Below are 20,389 nucleotides of genomic sequence, written 5' to 3'. Positions count from 1 at the left end.
CTGACTAATACTAATCGATCGAGGACTTAACCTAAGAATTGATCATAATCGGATATGTTTTTCCTTGCCTTGTTATTTAGTTTTGAGTGAACAACTCTATATAGTCTGGTAACCATAGCCAAGAGGTCACACCTGTTCCCATGCCGAACACAGAAGTTAAGCTCTTGAACGCCGATGGTAGTTGGGACTTTGTCCCTGTGAGAGTAGGACGTTGCCAGGCACCATACAAAAAAGCTGATCTATAATAGATCAGCTTTTTTATTTATATTGTATTTGAGGAATGATTTTACAGAAAGTTTACAAACGAGCTTCTTTCACCTTGATATAATGATAATAGTTTGAAAAATCATATAATATCAGGGGGGAAAGAAATGAAATTCAAGAAATTTAGGAAATTAGGGAGCTATTCTCTTTTATCTGCTCTAGCAGTAAGTACATACCTTATCCCATTCAGTTCAACATATGTGAGAGCTGAAACAGAAAATATTAAAATTCAGCTTTTAAGTATTAATGATCTTCATGGGCAAATTGACTATTCGTCAAAGGCTGATGTAAACGGGGACGGAAAAAAAGAGGAAGTTGTAGGGGGAGCAGAATACTTAGCAGCTCACATGAAGGAACATGAAGCTGATAATAAAAACACGTTCTATGTACATGCAGGTGATATTATTGGAGGAAGCCCACTTGTTTCAGGCGCCTTTCAAGACGAACCAGTTGTAGAGATTATGGAAGAGATGGGCTTTGATGTTGGTACGGTTGGAAATCATGAATTTGATGAAGGAATCGAGGAACTTCGCCGCATGGTTAAAGGGGGAGACCATCCTGAGGGGAAAGGAACAAAAGGTTACGATGGAATGAACTTTCCTGTTGTAGCAGCTAATGCATACGATAAAAGCGAGGGTAAACTTATTCTTCCCCCATATGCTGTAAAAGAAGTGGACGGAGCAAAAATAGGATTCATTGGTGTTGTTACAACTGAGACTCCAGGTATGGTGATTAAAAAAGGAAACGAAAATCTTCAAATTACAGATGAAGTAGAAGCAATTAATAAGTATGCGAAAGAATTAAAAGAACAAGGAGTAAAATCAATTGTTGTGCTTGCTCATAATCCTTCAGTTCAAGAGGATAATGGAGCTGTTTCAGGACAAACAGCTGAATTTGCTAAGAAGATTGACGACGAGGTAGATATTATTTTCGCTGGTCATAATCATCAATTTACAAATGGCGTTGTAGACAATAAACTCATTGTTCAATCTTTTGAATATGGACAAGCTTTTGGTGATGTTGATATTGAGATTGATCCATCTACAGGTGATATTGTAAAAAAGAGTGCTACAACAGAGTGGGTAACTCAAGAGGGCATAAAACCTGATGAAAAAGTAAAATCCATCTTGGAAAAGTACAATGAAAAAGTGAAACCTGTAAAAGAAGAGATTATTAGCAAGAGTGCTGTAGATTATCCCTCGCAACGCTATCCTGGATTTGGGCCAGTTGGAGATCATCCTGTTGGAAATATGATTGCAGATGGTATGAAAGAGACAATGGATGCTGATATTGCTCTTATGAATGGCGGAGGAGTCCGGGCTGGAATCGATAAAGGAGATATCACGTTTGGTGAATTGTACACTATTCAACCGTTTGGGAATGTCCTAAACAAGTTTACTGTAACAGGTGCAGGACTGCGAGAAATATTAGATGGTCAAATCACAAGCTATGGACTTGATTATTCTATTTCAGGTCTTCGTTATACGTATACGTATGATCATAATGCTAAGCGAGGGAAGGTAGTAGATATCTTCTTACTAAACGGTAAGAAAATCAATCCTAGTGAGAAGTATACTGTTGTTGTGAATAACTATATGTTTGGAGCAGATCAAGCAATTATAGATAATGCACTAGATCAACCTGAAACAGGTCCTGTTGATATTGATGCGACATCTGATTATGTACGCTCATTAGAAAGTCCTGTTCATTTCAAAGCAGAAGGACGTATTCAAGAAGTATCTTCTATTTTTAAAGATGTTCCTTTAAACAGTTGGTCAAATCCTTATGTTTCATATTTAGCAAATGAAGGTGTTGTTAAGGGGAAAAGTCCTGAAGTCTTTGCTCCTTTTAGTCCATTAAATCGTGCTCAGTTTGCCTCAATGCTTGTACGTGCTCTTGATTTAAAAGCGGAAGGCACTTCTCCATTTAAAGACTTAGGTAAGATGGATAAAGAAACAAAAGATGAAATTACAGCAGCTTATAAAGCGGGATTAATCAAAGGAACAAGTGATACGACATTTGAGCCATGGGAACCTATTTCACGTTCTCAAATGGTTACAATGATGATGAGAGCCTACGAAGTGAAACATGGAGCCCCTTATGAAGGAGGAACATCTACGAAATTTACGGATCTTAAAACCTTAGATAGTGAAATGAAGAAAGCTGTGGTGACAGCTGAAGAACTTGGGTATATAGAAGGGTATGGTGATAAATTTAAACCATATAATGGAGCAACACGTGAACAAATGGCTAAAGTTGTATCGCTCTTTTTATTAGATAAGTGAGAAAAAACGAGAGAAATTTTATTTCTCTCGTTTTTTCTTTGCTCAATTCCGTTTATAATAAGAACCATGAAAATTTCTAAGGAGGATTTATATTGGCTAGTAAGAATAAGAAAACATTTGAAGTACAACAAGGCGAGACAATTTCTGATTGTCTTGATCGTATGAAAAAGGAAGGATATACTCCTATACGGCGCTTTGAGAAACCAGTGTTCACTGAGAAAGTAGTAAACGGAAAAAAAGAGTGCATTCCAACAGAACGAAAAATCACTTTCGAAGGAAAGAAGCTGTAAAACACGAACAATAGATAAAAAACAATATAAAACATTCGATTTTTGATTGACATAAGGTTTGGTAAGCTGTTACTATGATTATAGAAATTCTAAGAAGCGAACTCTCGTATAATAGTGGGGATATGGCCCACAAGTTTCTACCCGACGACCGTAAATTGTCGGACTATGAGAGAAAGTATCTTACACTAGGTTATGTATTCTAAGAATGCCTAGAGTAGGTGGTGACTTTCTCTTGTCTCCAACTACTCTAGGCATTTTTATTTTCAAAAGGAGAGCTTATACATGAATGCAAAAGTAGCTGTAATTATGGGAAGTACTTCTGATTGGGAAACGATGAAGCATGCTTGTGATATTTTAGATGAACTGCATGTAGCATATGAAAAAAAAGTTGTATCAGCACATCGTACTCCTGATTTAATGTTTCAATATGCAGAAGAAGCAAAAGGACGAGGAATTGAAGTAATTATTGCAGGCGCTGGAGGTGCAGCACATTTGCCAGGTATGGTAGCAGCTAAAACGTTACTGCCAGTTATCGGAGTTCCAGTTCGCTCTAGTCATTTGCAAGGATTGGACTCACTTCTTTCTATCGTACAAATGCCAGGTGGTGTACCTGTGGCAACCGTTGCAATTGGAAAAGCGGGGGCTACAAATGCAGGATTGTTAGCAGCCCAAATATTAGCGACTCGAGATGATCAGCTAGAAGCTCGTTTATATGAGCGCCGTGAGTCTACAAAACAAAAAGCGATGCAAAGTAGTGATGAACTTGAATAGAATTTTACCAGGACAAACAATTGGAATCATCGGTGGTGGCCAACTTGGACGAATGATGGCCATGTCAGCAAAAGAAATGGGGTACAATATAGCGGTTTTAGAACCTGCTGAGGACTCTCCATGTGGGCAAATAGCTGATATCAAGATTGTAACAGGTTATGATGACTTTGAAGGAATTCAAAAGCTTGCTCAATGTTCAGATGTCATTACGTATGAGTTTGAAAATGTGAATGTAGAGATGGTTAAGTGGCTTGAGGAACATTCTTATGTACCACAAGGAAGCCACTTACTCAAAATTACACAAAATCGTCAGTTCGAAAAAGAAGAAATTACAAAAGCAGGACTTCCAATTGCTCCTTATCGCATTATTGAAAAAGCTGAGGAAATGGAAGAGGCAGTTGAAAGTATTGGATATCCATGCGTCTTAAAAACGTGTCAAGGTGGCTATGACGGGAAAGGGCAACATCTAATTGAACGCAAAGAAGATATTGATGAAGCCATAAAGCTTCTAAATGCGGGAACTTGCGTACTGGAAAGCTGGATCGACCTTCAAAAGGAAGTGTCTGTCATTGTTCACCGAAACGAAAATGGTGATGTAACATGCTTGCCAATTGGTGAAAATATTCATAAACATCACATTTTATATCAAACAATCGTACCAGCACGTGTGAGTGAAGAAACAAAAGAGAAAGCAACCAAGATTGCTTTGAAAATCGCGAATCATTTAAAACTTGTGGGCACACTAGCTGTAGAGATGTTTATAACAAGAGACGGAGAGCTATTTGTGAATGAACTCGCTCCTCGTCCGCATAACTCTGGCCATTATTCTATGAATGCCTGTGCTGTTTCACAATTTGGTCAGCATATCCGAGCTATCTGTAATTGGCCATTAGGGGATTCTTCGCTGCTAAAGCCAGCAGTAATGGCAAACCTTTTAGGAGACGAAATGAACAAGGCACTTGATAAAGTCGAACAATTTTCAGACTGCCACCTTCATTTGTACGGAAAAAAGGAAGTAAAAGATGGACGAAAAATGGGACATATGACGGTCATTGCTGATAACATAGAGATGGCGCTAGAAAAAATCAACGCCTTAAAAATTTGGAGTTAAACGGAGGAACTAAAATGATTGAACGTTATACACGTGAAGAAATGGGAGCAATTTGGACAGAGGAAAATCGCTTTAAAGCATGGCTAGAAGTTGAAATTTTAGCTTGTGAAGCATGGTCAGAGCTTGGCGTTATTCCAAAGGAAGATGTAAAAAAACTGCGTGAGAATGCTTCTTTTGATATCAATCGTATTAAAGAGATTGAAGAAGAAACACGTCACGATGTTGTTGCTTTCACACGTGCGGTATCAGAAACGCTTGGTGAAGAACGTAAATGGGTACACTACGGCTTAACATCTACAGACGTTGTGGACACAGCTCTTTCTTACCTTTTAAAACAAGCAAACGACATCTTAATTGGAGACCTTGAGCGTTTTGTTGACATTTTAAAAGAGAAAGCACAAGAACATAAATACACAGTAATGATGGGTCGTACACACGGTGTTCACGCTGAGCCAACAACATTCGGATTAAAGATGGCTCTTTGGCACGAAGAAATGAAGCGCAACGTTGAGCGTTTCAAACATGCAGCAGAGAACATTGCAGTTGGTAAAATGTCTGGTGCAGTTGGAACGTTCGCAAATATTGATCCATTTGTTGAGAAATTTGTGTGTGAGAAGCTTGGTTTAAAAGCGGCGCCAATTTCTACCCAAACGCTTCAGCGTGATCGTCATGCTCACTATATGTCAGCACTTGCTCTTGTAGCAGCGTCTATTGAAAAATTTGCAGTAGAAGTACGTGGCTTACAAAAAACAGAAACTCGTGAAGTTGAAGAGTTTTTCGCAAAAGGTCAAAAAGGTTCATCTGCAATGCCTCATAAACGTAACCCAATCGGTTCTGAAAATATGACAGGCTTAGCTCGTTTAATTCGTGGTTATATGGTAACAGCTTACGAAAACGTTGCTTTATGGCATGAGCGTGATATTTCTCACTCTTCAGCAGAACGCGTTATCTTACCAGATGCAACAATTGCTTTAAACTACATGTTAAACAGATTTGGCAATATCGTAAAAAATCTAACAGTCTTCCCAGAAAACATGCAGCGTAACATGGAGAAAACATTTGGTCTTATTTTCTCTCAGCGTGTCCTTCTTACACTTATTGATACAGGCATGGTTCGTGAGGAGGCATATGACCTTGTTCAACCAAAAGCAATGCAAGCATGGGAAGAGCAAGTTCCGTTCCGCTCACTAATTGAGAGTGATGAGCGCATTACAAGTCGCTTAACAGCAGAGCAGATTGAAGAATGCTTTGACTACAAGCACCATTTGAAAAATGTAGATATGATCTTTAATCGTCTAGGACTTTAATTTAATAGAAAGAAGGCATTGCGCCTTCTTTCTAAAATAGTGCTGATACTTCAGATGAGGTGAGGAACAGATGGAAAAACAAGAATTGTTGTACGAAGGAAAAGCAAAGAAAATATATGCTACAGATCAAGAAAATATTTTATGGCTTGAATATAAAGACGATGCAACAGCATTTAACGGTGAAAAGAAGTCATCTATTGCTGGTAAAAAAGTATTGAATAACGAGATTAGTAGCTTACTATTTGAAGTGCTTCATAAAGAGAATGTACCAACACACTTTGTTGAAAGACTTTCAAACTATGAGCAACTTGTAAAGAAAGTAAGTATTATTCCTTTAGAAGTTGTTGTTCGTAATGTTATCGCAGGAAGTCTTGCAAAACGCCTTGGCGTTGAAGAAGGCACAAAAACAGAGCAGCCAATTGTTGAACTTTACTATAAAGATGATGCACTTGGAGATCCACTTATTACAGATGAGCATGCGCTATTCCTAAAAGCAGCAAGCTGGGATGAACTTGCTTACATTAAGTTCTTAGCACGTCGAGTAAATGAAATTCTTTTACCATACTTCCTTGAGCGTGACATTAAGCTTGTTGATTTTAAGTTGGAATTTGGAAAAACAGAAGATGGCACAATTATTTTAGCTGATGAAGTGTCACCAGACACATGTCGTTTCTGGGATATTCATACAAATGAAAAGCTTGATAAAGACGTATTTCGCCGTGATCTTGGCGGTCTTACAGATGCATATGAAGAAATTTTAAAACGAATCGGGGGAAAATCACATGTATAAAGCAAAGGTATTTGTTACATTACGTGAAAGTGTTTTAGATCCACAAGGAACAGCAGTTGAGCAATCTCTTCATCATTTAGGTTACAAAGAAGCAAGCGAAGTACGTATCGGGAAATTTATCGAACTTACGGTAGAAGAAACAGAAAACGTTGAAACACGTGTGAAAGAGATGTGTGAAAAACTTTTAGCTAACACAGTTATCGAAGACTACCGTTTCGAAATTGAAGAGGTGGCAAAAGTATGAAATTTGCAGTAATTGTATTCCCAGGGTCAAACTGTGATGTTGATATGTATCATGCAATTAAAGATGAGCTTGGCGAAGAAGTGGAATATGTTCGTCATACTGAAAAAGATTTAAGTCGCTTTGATGGAATCTTACTTCCTGGTGGATTCTCATATGGTGACTACTTACGATGTGGAGCGATTTCAAGATTTGCAAATGTAATGGAAGAAGTTCAAAAAGCAGCAAAAGCGGGAAAACCAGTGCTTGGTGTTTGTAATGGATTTCAAATTCTTTTAGAATCTGGCTTGCTTCCAGGTGCAATGCAGCGTAATGAAAACTTGAAATTCATTTGTGAGCCATTAACGCTTGTTGTAGAAAACAATAAAACAATGTTTACAAATGCATATAAAGAAAAACAAGAAATCACTATTCCAGTTGCACATGGTGAAGGAAACTACTATTGCAGTGAAGAGCTTTTAGAAGAGCTTGAAGAGAATAATCAAATTGCTTTCCGTTATAAAGATAATCCAAACGGAAGTGTATCAGATATTGCTGGAATCACAAACAAGGAAGGAAATGTCCTTGGAATGATGCCACACCCAGAACGTGCTGTATCAGAGCTTTTAGGTAGCGCTGATGGATTACAACTTTTTCAATCAATTGTTCGCCAATGGAGGGAAAATCATGTCATTACTTCTTGAGCCAAGTACCGAAGAAATTAAAGCGCAAAAGATTTATCAAGAAATGGGTTTAACAGATGAGGAGTTTCAAAAAGTTGAAGAATTATTAGGTCGTTTGCCAAACTACACGGAAACAGGTCTTTTCGCTGTTATGTGGTCAGAGCATTGTAGCTATAAAAATTCTAAACCAATTCTAAAGAAATTCCCAGTAACAGGTGAGAGAGTCTTACAAGGTCCTGGAGAAGGAGCTGGAATTGTCGATATTGGCGATGATCAAGCGGTTGTATTTAAAATCGAAAGTCATAACCACCCATCAGCAATTGAGCCTTATCAAGGAGCTGCAACAGGAGTAGGTGGAATTATTCGTGACGTTTTCTCAATGGGAGCTCGTCCTGTCGCAATCTTAAACTCTTTACGCTTTGGTGAGCTGTTAAGTCCGCGCGTACGCTACTTGTTTGAAGAAGTAGTTGCAGGGATTGCTGGATATGGTAACTGTATCGGTATCCCAACTGTTGGAGGAGAAATTGCGTTTGATCCTTGCTATGAAGGAAACCCACTTGTAAATGCAATGTGCGTTGGATTAATTGATCATAAAGATATTCAAAAAGGCGTTGCATCTGGTGTTGGAAACACAGTAATGTACGTTGGAGCGAAAACAGGTCGTGACGGTATTCACGGAGCAACATTTGCTTCTGAAGAACTTTCTGACTCATCAGATGAGAAACGTCCAGCAGTTCAAGTTGGCGATCCATTTATGGAAAAATTATTGCTTGAAGCTTGTATTGAGCTTGTTCAATGTGAAGCACTTGTTGGAATTCAAGATATGGGTGCTGCAGGTCTTACAAGTTCTTCAGCAGAAATGGCAAGTAAAGCAGGTATGGGACTTGAAATGAATCTTGACCTTGTACCACAACGTGAAACAGGAATGACAGCATATGAAATGATGCTTTCTGAATCTCAAGAACGCATGCTTGTTGTTGTGAAAAAAGGCCAAGAGCAAGAGATTATTGATCTTTTTACAAAGTATGGTCTTGAAGGTGTTGCAATTGGTAAAGTAACAGAAGACCAAAAGCTTCGTCTTCTTCATAAAGGGGAAATCGTGGCAGATGTACCTGTTGATGCACTTGCAGAAGATGCACCAGTATATCATAAGCCTTCTAAAAAACCAGAATATATTAAAGAGTTTGAAGAAATGGAAAATTACGTTCCACGTGTAACTGATTACAAAGCAACACTTCTTTCCCTTTTAAAGCAGCCGACAGTGGCAAGCAAAGAATGGGTTTATCGTCAATATGATTACATGGTACGTACAAACACAGTTGTTGCACCTGGGTCAGATGCTGCAGTTATACGTATTCGCGAAACAAACAAAGCCCTTGCAATGACAACGGACTGTAACTCTCGCTACCTTTATTTAAATCCTGAAGTCGGCGGACAAATTGCTGTAGCAGAGGCTGCACGTAATATCGTTTGCTCAGGTGGAGAGCCACTTGCAATTACAGATTGCTTAAACTTCGGTAACCCAGAGAAGCCTGAAATCTTCTGGCAAATCGAAAAAGCAGCAGACGGAATGAGTGAAGCATGTCGTACACTATCAACTCCTGTTATCGGCGGGAACGTTTCATTATATAACGAGACAAATGGTGAAGCAGTTTATCCAACACCAGTTGTTGGTATGGTTGGTTTGATTCATGAACTTGAACATATTACAACACAAAGTGCGAAAAAAGCAGGAGACTTTATCTATGTGCTTGGAGAAGCTGATGTAGAATTTGGTGGAAGTGAGCTTCAAAAACTTCTTGAAGGAAAAATCTTTGGAGCAGCACCTGCTTTAGATTTAGCGACAGAGAAAGAACGTCAAGCACAGCTTTTAAAAGCAATTCAAAGCGGTGTTGTAGAGTCTGCTCATGACATTGCTGAAGGTGGATTAGCAGTAGCTGTAGCAGAAAAATTAATGAACAGTGAGAAGCTTGGTGCTGAAATTACAGTTGGTGAAGGCGTGGTAGCTGAACTATTTAGTGAAACACAATCTCGCTTTGTTGTAACAGTAAGCCCTGAAAACCAAGAAGCATTCGAAAATATTGTGAATGCGAAGCAAATTGGTACTGTGACAGATAACCAACGTTTTGTTGTGAAGGATGAGCAAGGAAACGCAATTATTGATGAAACAACAGCACAATTACAAGAAGCTTGGAAAGGGGCTATCTCATGCTTGCTGAAATCAAAGGCTTAAACGAAGAATGCGGCGTGTTTGGGGTTTGGGGTCATGAAAAAGCAGCAGAGTTAACGTATTACGGGCTACACAGCTTACAGCATCGCGGTCAAGAAGGAGCGGGAATTGCAGTAAGCGACCAAGAAACAGTGAACATTCATAAAGACACAGGTCTTGTTGCTGAAGTATTTCAAAACGGTCAACTTAAGGATTTAAAAGGAACAGCTGCAATTGGGCATGTTCGCTATGCAACAGCAGGAGGTGGAGGCTACGAGAACGTTCAGCCTCTTCACTTCCGTTCTCAAACAGGCAGCATGGCACTTGCTCATAACGGAAACTTAGTAAATGCAACAGCGCTAAAACATCAGCTTGAAAACCAAGGAAGTATCTTTCAAACAACATCAGATACAGAAGTATTAGCACATCTTATTAAAAGAAGCGGTTTTTCAACATTAAAAGATCAGCTGAAAAATGCTCTTTCAATGGTAAAAGGAGCGTATGCTTTTCTTCTTTTAACAGAAGATTCTCTAATGGTTGCTCTTGATCCACACGGTCTTCGCCCGCTTTCTATTGGTCTTCTAGGTGATGCGTATGTGATTGCAAGTGAAACATGTGCTCTAGATATTGTTGGGGCAAAACATGAGCGAGATGTACAGCCTGGTGAACTTCTTGTAATCAACAATGATGGCATAACGTCAGAGCGCTTTGCTTATAACGCAAATCGTGCTATGTGCAGTATGGAATATATCTATTTCTCTCGTCCTGACAGCAACATTGATGGTATTAATGTTCACTCTGCACGTAAAAGCATGGGAAAACAGCTTGCATCAGAAGCTCCTATTGAAGCAGACGTTGTAACAGGTGTACCTGATTCAAGTATTTCAGCAGCTATCGGATATGCGGAACAGTCACAAATTCCATATGAGCTTGGTTTAATTAAGAACCGCTACGTTGGTAGAACATTTATCCAGCCTTCTCAAGAACTGCGTGAGCAAGGGGTTAAAATGAAACTTTCTGCTGTTCGAAAAATTGTAGAAGGTAAACGTGTTGTCATGGTTGATGACTCAATTGTTCGTGGAACAACAAGTCGTCGTATTGTAAACATGCTTCGGGAAGCAGGCGCGACAGAAGTTCATGTTCGTATTAGTGCGCCACCAATTAAAAATCCATGTTTCTATGGAATTGATACGTCAACAACAGAAGAGCTTATGGCATCTAAACATTCAATAGAAGAAATGCGTGAAATTATCGGTGCTGACTCACTTTACTTTATAAGTGAAGAAGGTCTTGTAAATGCAATTGGTAGACCTTTTGAAAACGGTGGGCAGTGTATGGCATGTTTCACAGGTAAATATCCAACAGAAATTTATCCAGATACAGCACATCCTCACGAAAAGGTGACGTGCTAAAGAAAGAGGAGGATTTATATGTCGAACACATATAAAGAAGCAGGGGTTGATATCCATGCTGGGTACGAAGCAGTTGAACGGATGAAAAAACATGTAAAACGTACTGAGCGTCGAGAAGTAATGGGTGGCATCGGATCATTTGGAGCGATGTTTGATTTATCTCAGCTCAATTTAAAAGAACCTGTTTTAGTATCTGGAACAGACGGAGTCGGAACAAAGCTAAAGCTTGCGTTTACAATGAATTATCATGAAACAATTGGTCAAGATGCTGTTGCAATGTGTGTAAATGACATTGTTACACAAGGAGCAGAACCTCTTTATTTCTTAGATTATATTGCGTGTGGAAAAAACGAGCCAGAAAAAATCGAAGCTATTGTAAAAGGAATTGCAGACGGCTGTGAGCAATCAGAGTGTGCCCTTATCGGAGGAGAAACAGCTGAAATGCCTGGTATGTATGATCCAGAAGAGTATGATCTCGCAGGATTTGCTGTTGGAGCTGTTGAAAAATCAAAGCTTATTACAGGTGAAAACATCAAAGCTGGCAATGTTTTAATTGGAATTTCATCAAGCGGAATTCATAGCAATGGTTATTCACTTGTTCGTCATATTGTAGATGAAGCTGGTCTTGATCTTCAAACAACATATGAGGAATTTGATAAGTCTCTTGGTATGGAACTTCTAACACCAACAAAGCTTTATGTAAAAGCAGTGAAAAAAGCAGCAGAGAATGTGAACATTCTTGGTATGGCCCATGTAACTGGCGGGGGATTTGTTGAGAATATTCCACGTATGCTTCCAGCAGGATGTGGAGCTGAAATCGACTATGGTTCATGGCCAATTCCGACTATTTTTGAGTTTTTAAAGGAAAAAGGTAACTTAGATCGTCGTGAAATGTTCGAAGTATTTAATATGGGAATTGGATTTGTATTAGTTGTTGCTGAAGAGGACCTTCATAAGACAATTGAAGCGGTTGAAGGCGAGAACGAGAAAGCATACATCATCGGACGTGTTACAAACAAAGAAGGCATTGAGTTCGGTGGAGGCGCTCTTTCATGATTAATATTGCTGTGTTTGCTTCTGGAAATGGCAGCAATTTTCAAGCGATTTATGAAGCTGTAAAACATCAGCGCTTGGATGCAAACATTTCTCTTGTTGTCTGTGATCGCCCTGGAGCACAAGTAATTGCTCGGGCAGAAAAAGTAGGAATTCCCGTTTTTTCATTTTCAGCAAAAGACTACGAATCAAAATCCGCATATGAAGAAGATCTTCTTATAAAGCTTCGTGAGCATCGCGTACAGCTTGTAGTCCTTGCAGGTTATATGCGAATTGTAGGAGAGACGCTTTTAGAAGCTTTTCCTGGTGGTATCGTGAACATTCATCCTTCACTTCTTCCTTCATTCCCTGGAAAAGATGCGGTTGAACAAGCTGTAGCAGCAGGGGTGAAAGTTACAGGAATTACTGTTCACTATGTTGATGAAGGTGTTGATACTGGGCCGATTATTGCTCAACAAAGCGTTTCAATTCGTGAGGGAGAAAGCATTGAAGCTGTTACAAAACGGATTCATGAAGTTGAGCATGCTATATACCCGAAAATCTTGCAAAAGGTTATTCATCGTCATCTGTCAATTTTGAATTAATAGAAAATTAGCGTATAATTCATTATAGAAACTTCATCAGGGGGAGAAACAATGGCAAAGAAACGTGCACTTATTAGTGTGTCAGATAAAAATAACGTTGTAGAACTAGCGCAAAATTTAGTAGGGCTTGATTTTGAAATTATCTCAACAGGTGGTACAAAACGTACGTTAGAAGAAAATGGCGTTAACGTTATGAGCGTATCGGATGTAACAGGGTTTCCAGAAATTTTAGATGGACGTGTAAAAACGTTAAATCCTTACGTTCATGGTGGTTTGCTTGCTCGTCGCAATGATGAAAATCACATTGCTCAATTAAAAGAGCATAACATTACTCCAATTGATCTTGTGGTTGTTAACTTATATCCTTTCCAAGAAACAATCGCAAAAGATAATGTAACTCTTCAAGATGCAATTGAAAATATTGATATCGGTGGACCAACAATGCTTCGTTCAGCAGCAAAAAACTATGAATCTATTTCTGTTCTTGTTGATCCTACTGACTATAGCAAAGTTGTAGAAGAGCTAAAAGAAAACGGCAACGTATCTCTTGAAACAAACGAATATCTTGCAGCAAAAGTGTTCCGTCATACAGCTTCATATGATGCTTTGATTGCTGAATACTTAACAAAGCGTACAGGTGAAGAAGCACCGGAGAAATTAACGGTAACATTTGAGAAAGTACAAGGGTTACGATACGGAGAAAACCCTCATCAAAAAGCAGCTTTCTATAAAAAACCACTAGCATCAAATGCTTCAATTGCAACAGCAACACAGCTTCATGGAAAAGAACTTTCTTATAACAATATCAATGATGCTAACGCTGCTTTTGAAATTGTTCAAGAATTCACAGAACCGGCTGTTGTAGCTGTTAAACATATGAACCCATGTGGTGTTGGCGTTGGCGAAAACATTGAAGTAGCATATGATCGTGCTTATGAAGCTGATTCAACATCAATCTTTGGCGGTATCATTGCAGCAAACCGCCCTGTTGACGTGCACACAGCACGTAAAATGAAAGAAATTTTCCTTGAAATCATTATTGCTCCTTCATTCGATGAGGACGCATTAGAAGTCTTAAAACAGAAGAAGAATCTTCGTTTACTAACAGTTGATTTCAATGCAAATGATGCAAAAGGCGTAAAGCTTACATCTGTAAAAGGTGGTTTACTTCTTCAAGATGAAGATTTACTTAGCCTTGATAATGTAGAAGTAAAAGTAGCTACTAAACGCGAGCCAACAGAAGATGAGTGGAAAAACTTGAAGCTTGCTTGGAAAGTTGTAAAACATGTTAAATCAAATGCTATCGTTCTAGCAAAAGATGAAATGACAGTTGGCGTTGGAGCAGGTCAAATGAATCGCGTTGGTTCTGCTAACATTGCGATTAACCAAGCTGGTGAGAAAGCAAAAGGTTCTGCACTTGGTTCAGATGCATTTTTCCCAATGGGAGATACGGTTGAAGCAGCAGCTAAAGCAGGAATTACGGCAATTATTCAACCAGGTGGCTCTGTACGTGATGAAGAGTCTATTCAAAAAGCAGATGAGTACGGAATTGCGATGGTCTTTACAGGCGTAAGACATTTCAAACATTAAAAAACGGAGAAACAACAGGGAGGAAAAGCTGTGAAGGTTTTAATCATTGGCCGTGGCGGTCGTGAACATGTTTTAGCATGGAAAGTTGCACAAAGTTCGAAGGTAGAAGAAGTATTTGTGGCACCAGGAAATGCTGGCATGAAAGATGTAGCAACGCTTATTTCAATTGAAGAGGGAAATCATGAGGAGCTTGCAGCATTCGCTAAGAGAGAAAATGTAGAGCTCACAATTGTAGGGCCTGAAGCACCTCTTACAGAAGGAATTGTCGATTACTTCAAAGCACAGGACCTCCTTGTTTTCGGTCCAAATCAGAAAGCGGCTCAAATTGAAGGAAGCAAACAGTTCGCAAAAGATTTAATGAAAAAGTACAGCATTCCAACAGCTGAGTATGAAGCATTTACAACACTTCAGGATGCAAAAGCATACGTAGAGAAGCAAGGAGCACCAATTGTTGTAAAAGCAGACGGATTAGCAGCTGGTAAAGGGGTTACTGTGGCGATGACGCTTCAAGAAGCAAATGAAGCCTTGGATTCATTATTCCAACAAGAAGGCGCAAGCGTTGTAATTGAAGAATATCTTGAGGGAGAAGAATTTTCACTATTAGCTTTTGTTAATGGGGAAAAAGTGTATCCGATGGTTATTGCTCAAGACCACAAACGTGCGTTTGACGGTGATAAAGGTCCAAACACAGGAGGAATGGGCGCCTATTCACCTGTTCCACAAATTCCAGCTGAAATTGTAGCTGAAACGGTAAAGACAGTTATGGAGCCAACTGCAAAAGCGATGGTTGAAGAAGGGTGCGCCTTTACTGGAGTATTGTACGGTGGCCTTATGACAACAGCTTCAGGGGTGAAAGTTATTGAGTTTAATGCTCGATTCGGTGATCCTGAAGCACAAGTTGTGTTACCACGCTTAAAGACAGATATTGTAGAAGTTATTATTGCTTTATTGAAAGACGAGCCAGTTGAACTTCAGTGGTCTGAAAAAGCAGCCGTTGGTGTTGTGATTGCTTCTGAAGGATATCCAGGTTCATATGAAAAAGGACATGCACTTCCTGGTTTTCATCATCTTGGAGACAACACTGTTTTTCATGCAGGAGTGACAGAAGAGGATGGGAAGTTTCTTTCAGATGGCGGACGTGTAAGTCTTGTGATGGCTCTTGGAGAAGATATAGAGGCAGCTCAGAAATCAGTCTATGAAAGTCTTGAAAAAGAAACGTTTAACGGACTTTTCTACCGTCGAGATATTGGTCACAAGGCGTTAAGTGCTAAAAAATAATAAAAAAGCGAGAACTCTTTATGAGCTCTCGCTTTTTTGTTAAAAAGTCTTACACCCTAGTAGAAAAAGAAGGAAAAGCAGGATAATGAAGATGAATGTTCCTTATTTAGAAATTTTTTCAGAAAATTTAAGCTTTTTCCTTCACATTCTCAATGTTTCGCGTTAAGATTGATTCAACCTTGTAAGCTCTTTCTTTTTATCTTCTGAACCTAAGTCATCATCTATATAGTTCCGCATAAGTAATGTAAGAGGACAAAAACGGGTAATACCTTGAGGGCACCCATCATTGTTATAAAGAGATAAGAGCTAGGATGTGGTCCATGAGAGTACAATTAGACCACATGCAATACGAATTAAAGTATTTACTAAACTAATATTAGGTTTCATATACTATTACCTTTCACGTTTTTGTACAAAATTCACAATTTCTTTACGTTTCTCGCACAGAAGGTATGATACGATGAAAGTAACGATGAATTGGAGGGATTTCCATGCTGGAACAGCGCTATCGATGGAAAAACAAGCAGTTGCGGGAACACGTTGCTGTTATTGATGGAGCAAAAGCACCGACTATGTTATTAAAAAATGCAACTTATTTAAATCAAACATTTCGCAAGTGGATGAAGGCTAATATATGGATTTATGGTGACCGCATTGTATATGTTGGTGAAGCCTTACCTTCCAATTTGAAAGAAACAGAAGTTGTGAACTGTGAAGACTACTTCCTTGTTCCAGGCTATATTGAGCCACATGTTCACCCTTTTCAGTTATATAATCCGCACAGCTTTGCAAAGTATGCGGGAGAACGTGGAACAACAACACTTGTAAATGACAATATGTTACTTGCTTTACAGCTTGATAAAAAGAAAGCGTTTTCTTTACTTCGAGAGATGCGAACGATTCCATCGACAATGTACTGGTGGTGTCGATTAGATCCACAAACAGAAATTATCAATGAAGAAGTTGCTTTTTCACATGGCAATGTAAAAGCATGGCTTGAACATGATGCAGTTTTACAAGCAGGAGAGCTCACAGGCTGGCCCAAGCTTCTTGATGGAGATGACTTAATGCTTCACTGGATTCAAGAAGCTAAACGAATGCGAAAACAAGTTGAAGGACATTTTCCTGGAGCTTCTCCAAAAACACTTGCAAAGCTTATGCTGCTTGGTGCAGATAGTGATCATGAATCAATGTCAGGGAGGGACGTATACGAACGTCTTCTTCATGGCTATACGGTGACGCTTCGCTATTCTTCAATAAGACCTGATTTGCCACGCATTGTTAGGGAATTAGCGGAAATGGACATTACTTGTTTTGATAAAATGATGATGACAACAGATGGTTCACCACCTGCCTTTTATGAAGATGGAGTAAGTGATAAATTAATTAAACTTGCGATTGAGAGCGGTGTCCCCCTTATTGATGCTTATAATATGGCGACTGTAAACGTTGCTCGCTTTTATAATATTGAATATCTTCACGGTAACATTATGACAGGTAGAGTAGCGAATATTAATTTCTTAAAAGCAAAAGATGAACCAACACCGGTTTCTGTTCTTGCTAAAGGAAAATGGATTTTAAGAGATGAAGAGCAAACATCAAACTTTAAAGATATTGAATGGTCAGACTATGGATTTCAGCCTCTCTCTCTTAATTGGAACCTTACAATGGATGATTTGCAATTTTCGATGCCGCTTGGTTTAAAACTTGAAAACGCCGTTATTATGAAGCCGTATTCTATTACGTTTGATGTATCACGTGATGAGATTTCAACAGAAAATGATGAAAGCTTTCTTATGCTTATGGATCATGAAGGAAAATGGCGAATCAATACAATTATAAAAGGATTCTCAACTCGTGTTTCCGGATTTGCAAGCTCATTTTCAAGTACTGGAGATATTGTACTTCTTGGTAAAAGTAAGCTTGATATGATTGCCGCATTTAACAGAATGAAAGAAATAGGTGGTGGAATTGTTCTTGCAGAAGATGGAGAGATTGTAACAGAAATTCCGCTTAAGCTGAATGGTCTTATGTCAGAGAAGCCTCTTAGTGCTTTACAAGAAGAGGAAAAAAAGATGAGAGAAGCTTTAGTAGAGCGCGGCTACGAACACTGTGATCCTATTTATACGCTTCTTTTCTTATCATCAACACATCTTCCATACATTCGTCTTACACCAAGAGGCCTTTATGATGTGATGAATAAAAATATTCTTTTTCCGACAGTTATGAGATAATATGAGCTGATAACGTTCTATAAGTTATCAGCTTCTTTTGTACAGATTTAGTATATGGGAATATTCTACTTTAACGCAGTAGGACATTGAAGCGTTTTGTGTGTATAATAATCAAAAGAGTAGCTTTACGATATATGGTAAAGAATTGATATTTAAGCTTAAAGGAGTGCTGTTGCAGTGCAAATTGATAAATTAAGAGGAAAAGAGCTTGATCAGCTTTGTGAAGCTGTTCTTTCACTACAAAATATTGAAGAATGTTATCAATTTTTTGATGACCTTTGCACAATTAATGAAATTCAATCATTAGCTCAACGTCTAGAGGTAGCTAGAATGCTTCGCAAAGGGTTTACCTATCATAAAATTGAAACTGAAACAGGAGCAAGTACAGCAACGATTTCACGTGTGAAGCGTTGTTTAAATTATGGAAGTGACGCTTATCAAATGGTGTTAGACAGAGTTGATAAAGAGGAAGAATAAAAAAGCTGGAGATGCAATGTCTCCAGCTTTTTTATATTAAAATTTAACTTTTTCAGCTAAGAATGATTTAAGTTCGCTAATTGGCATACGATGTTGCTCCATTGTATCACGGTCACGAACTGTTACTTGTTTGTCTTCTACAGAATCAAAGTCATATGTGATGCAGAATGGTGTACCAATTTCATCATGACGACGGTAACGTTTACCAATTGAACCTGCTTCATCATAGTCGACCATAAAGTCTTCAGCTAGATCTGCAAACACTTCTTGTGCTTCTTTAGAAAGCTTTTTAGAAAGTGGGAAAATTGCTGCTTTATATGGTGCAAGAGCAGGATGGAAACGCATCACTGTACGGCTTGATCCATCTTCAAGTTCTTCTTCTTGGTATGCATCAACTAAGAATGCAAGTGTTACACGATCAGCACCAAGAGATGGCTCAATGCAGTAAGGGATGTAGCGTTCATTTGTTTCTTGGTCAATATATTGGAAATCTTCACCAGAGTGCTCTGCATGTTGTTTTAAATCATAGTCTGTACGAGAAGCAACGCCCCATAGTTCGCCCCAGCCGAATGGGAATTTATATTCAAAGTCCGTTGTTGCATTACTATAGTGTGAAAGCTCATCGTCAGAGTGATCGCGAAGACGGATGTTTTCATCTGTTAAGTTTAGAGCTTTTAGCCATGTGTGACACTGTTCTTTCCAGTAGTCAAACCATTCTAATTCTTCACCAGGTTTGCAGAAGAATTCAAGTTCCATTTGTTCAAACTCACGCGTACGGAATGTGAAGTTTCCTGGTGTAATTTCATTACGGAAGCTTTTTCCGATTTGCGCAATTCCGAATGGAAGCTTTTTACGCATTGAACGTTGAACATTTTTAAAGTTTACGAAAATTCCTTGTGCTGTTTCAGGGCGAAGGTGAATTTCATTTGTTGATGATTCTGTCACACCTTGGTGTGTTTTGAACATTAAGTTGAACTGACGAATTTCTGTAAAGTTGCTTGAACCACAGTCAGGGCAAACGATGTTATGGTCTTTAATTAAACGTTCCATTTCAGAGAATGGAAGACCGTCTACAACCATTTCGTTTCCTTCTTCTTCAAGCTTTTGTTCGATAAGCTTATCAGCACGATGACGAGATTTACAATCTTTACAGTCAATCATAGGGTCGTTGAAGTTGCCAAGGTGGCCTGATGCTTCCCATGTTTTTGGGTTCATTAAGATAGCAGCATCAAGTCCAACATTGTACGGAGATTGTTGAACGAATTTTTTCCACCATGCACGTTTTACGTTGTTTTTAAGCTCAACACCTAATGGGCCATAATCCCAAGTGTTTGCAAGACCTCCGTAAATTTCAGATCCTTGAAAGATAAAGCCACGATGTTTACCGTGTGAAACGAGCTGATCCATAGTTACAGCCATGTTTGTTCCTCCTTATAATTAAGGTTCAATCCATAAAAAAACTCTCGTCCCTGAGCTTATATAAGCTCAGGGACGAGAGTTTGACTCCCGCGGTTCCACCCTGATTGATGCTAATGTTAGCATCCTCTTTGGAAAGATGTACTCCAGATTGCCGTTTCTCTTACTTCATTCACTAGGCTTTCACCATTCCTAGCTCGCTTGTGGAAGAGGAAGATAAGATACTATAAATCCTTCATCGTACTTTTATATGATTGAACATTTTTTAAAATATAGTAGTGTAAAACTGTTTTTATCTTAGCACATTCATACAGGCAAAACAAGATAAGGGCATGTTCCTTTTTTATATTTTTCCACTTTCGGTAGTTTGTATTCTCTATCAAAAATGAAGGCTTTTTCTGCTATAATGATTAGA

At 38.8% G+C, this 20,389-nt stretch carries 17 protein-coding genes, 1 rRNA gene and 1 riboswitch; of the genes, 17 read left to right on the top strand and 1 reads right to left on the bottom strand.

Features of this window, described 5'->3' with window-relative positions; genetic code table 11:
- The first annotated feature begins 104 nt into the window (after positions 1 to 104).
- The 17 genes from rrf to B9N79_RS20290 all read left to right on the top strand — a co-directional run bounded on the left by rrf (position 105) and on the right by B9N79_RS20290 (position 18,558).
- A 5S ribosomal RNA gene (gene rrf / locus B9N79_RS20370) occupies positions 105 to 220 on the top strand.
- Positions 221 to 371: 151 nt separating this feature from the next.
- Positions 372 to 2,549, top strand: coding sequence for a 5'-nucleotidase C-terminal domain-containing protein (locus B9N79_RS20365; protein ID WP_046218082.1), 2,178 nt, complete (start codon positions 372 to 374; stop codon positions 2,547 to 2,549).
- A 92-nt stretch (positions 2,550 to 2,641) separates the two neighbouring features.
- Complete coding sequence (locus B9N79_RS20360) at positions 2,642 to 2,839, top strand: NETI motif-containing protein (RefSeq protein ID WP_040060862.1); 198 nt, start codon at positions 2,642 to 2,644, stop codon at positions 2,837 to 2,839.
- 84 nt (positions 2,840 to 2,923) lie between these two features.
- Positions 2,924 to 3,025: riboswitch (purine riboswitch) on the top strand.
- 96 nt (positions 3,026 to 3,121) lie between these two features.
- Positions 3,122 to 3,610, top strand: a complete 489-nt coding sequence (purE, locus tag B9N79_RS20355; protein WP_019395151.1) for a 5-(carboxyamino)imidazole ribonucleotide mutase — start codon at positions 3,122 to 3,124, stop codon at positions 3,608 to 3,610.
- Positions 3,552 to 4,721 carry a 5-(carboxyamino)imidazole ribonucleotide synthase gene (purK, locus tag B9N79_RS20350; protein WP_372450198.1) on the top strand — a complete coding sequence of 390 codons (1,170 nt, stop codon included), beginning with the start codon at positions 3,552 to 3,554 and terminating at the stop codon, positions 4,719 to 4,721. The genes purE and purK overlap by 59 nt, the downstream gene beginning before the upstream one ends.
- Positions 4,722 to 4,735: 14 nt before the next feature.
- Positions 4,736 to 6,028 (top strand): adenylosuccinate lyase, encoded by a 1,293-nt coding sequence (gene purB / locus B9N79_RS20345; RefSeq protein WP_040060860.1) that lies wholly within the window; start codon positions 4,736 to 4,738, stop codon positions 6,026 to 6,028.
- A 70-nt stretch (positions 6,029 to 6,098) separates the two neighbouring features.
- Positions 6,099 to 6,818, top strand: coding sequence for a phosphoribosylaminoimidazolesuccinocarboxamide synthase (gene purC / locus B9N79_RS20340; protein WP_019395154.1), 720 nt, complete (start codon positions 6,099 to 6,101; stop codon positions 6,816 to 6,818).
- Positions 6,811 to 7,062: a phosphoribosylformylglycinamidine synthase subunit PurS gene (purS, locus tag B9N79_RS20335; RefSeq protein ID WP_019395155.1), complete on the top strand. Its 252-nt coding sequence runs from the start codon at positions 6,811 to 6,813 to the stop codon at positions 7,060 to 7,062. Before purC ends, purS begins: the two co-directional genes overlap by 8 nt.
- The gene (gene purQ, locus B9N79_RS20330) at positions 7,059 to 7,742 is read left to right on the top strand and encodes a phosphoribosylformylglycinamidine synthase subunit PurQ (protein ID WP_019395156.1); all 684 of its coding nucleotides are present in this window, start codon (positions 7,059 to 7,061) and stop codon (positions 7,740 to 7,742) included. Before purS ends, purQ begins: the two co-directional genes overlap by 4 nt.
- Complete coding sequence (gene purL / locus B9N79_RS20325) at positions 7,726 to 9,954, top strand: phosphoribosylformylglycinamidine synthase subunit PurL (RefSeq protein ID WP_040060855.1); 2,229 nt, start codon at positions 7,726 to 7,728, stop codon at positions 9,952 to 9,954. The genes purQ and purL overlap by 17 nt, the downstream gene beginning before the upstream one ends.
- Entirely contained in the window at positions 9,930 to 11,342 is a 1,413-nt protein-coding gene (purF, locus tag B9N79_RS20320; protein ID WP_040060852.1) for an amidophosphoribosyltransferase, read from the top strand. Before purL ends, purF begins: the two co-directional genes overlap by 25 nt.
- An 18-nt stretch (positions 11,343 to 11,360) precedes the next feature.
- A complete protein-coding gene (gene purM, locus B9N79_RS20315) occupies positions 11,361 to 12,398 on the top strand; it encodes a phosphoribosylformylglycinamidine cyclo-ligase (protein WP_019395159.1) in 1,038 nt (345 codons plus the stop codon).
- Entirely contained in the window at positions 12,395 to 12,979 is a 585-nt protein-coding gene (gene purN, locus B9N79_RS20310; RefSeq protein WP_085118841.1) for a phosphoribosylglycinamide formyltransferase, read from the top strand. The genes purM and purN overlap by 4 nt, the downstream gene beginning before the upstream one ends.
- A gap of 51 nt (positions 12,980 to 13,030) precedes the next feature.
- On the top strand, positions 13,031 to 14,569 hold the full coding sequence (gene purH, locus B9N79_RS20305) for a bifunctional phosphoribosylaminoimidazolecarboxamide formyltransferase/IMP cyclohydrolase (RefSeq protein WP_040060848.1): 1,539 nt from the start codon (positions 13,031 to 13,033) through the stop codon (positions 14,567 to 14,569).
- A 30-nt stretch (positions 14,570 to 14,599) separates the two neighbouring features.
- On the top strand, positions 14,600 to 15,847 hold the full coding sequence (purD, locus tag B9N79_RS20300; protein WP_040060846.1) for a phosphoribosylamine--glycine ligase: 1,248 nt from the start codon (positions 14,600 to 14,602) through the stop codon (positions 15,845 to 15,847).
- 491 nt (positions 15,848 to 16,338) lie between these two features.
- Entirely contained in the window at positions 16,339 to 18,081 is a 1,743-nt protein-coding gene (locus B9N79_RS20295; protein WP_040060844.1) for an adenine deaminase C-terminal domain-containing protein, read from the top strand.
- 177 nt (positions 18,082 to 18,258) lie between these two features.
- On the top strand, positions 18,259 to 18,558 hold the full coding sequence (locus B9N79_RS20290) for a YerC/YecD family TrpR-related protein (protein ID WP_019395164.1): 300 nt from the start codon (positions 18,259 to 18,261) through the stop codon (positions 18,556 to 18,558).
- Positions 18,559 to 18,594: 36 nt separating this feature from the next.
- Here B9N79_RS20290 and B9N79_RS20285 read toward each other — a convergent pair whose 3' ends face one another.
- On the bottom strand, positions 18,595 to 19,977 hold the full coding sequence (locus B9N79_RS20285) for a glycine--tRNA ligase (RefSeq protein ID WP_019395165.1): 1,383 nt from the start codon (positions 19,975 to 19,977) through the stop codon (positions 18,595 to 18,597).
- Positions 19,978 to 20,389: the final 412 nt, after the last annotated feature.

Source organism: Priestia filamentosa, assembly GCF_900177535.1.
Classification (GTDB): Bacteria; Bacillota; Bacilli; order Bacillales; family Bacillaceae_H; genus Bacillus_I; species Bacillus_I filamentosa.
This window is presented reverse-complemented; position numbering and strand designations above follow the sequence as displayed.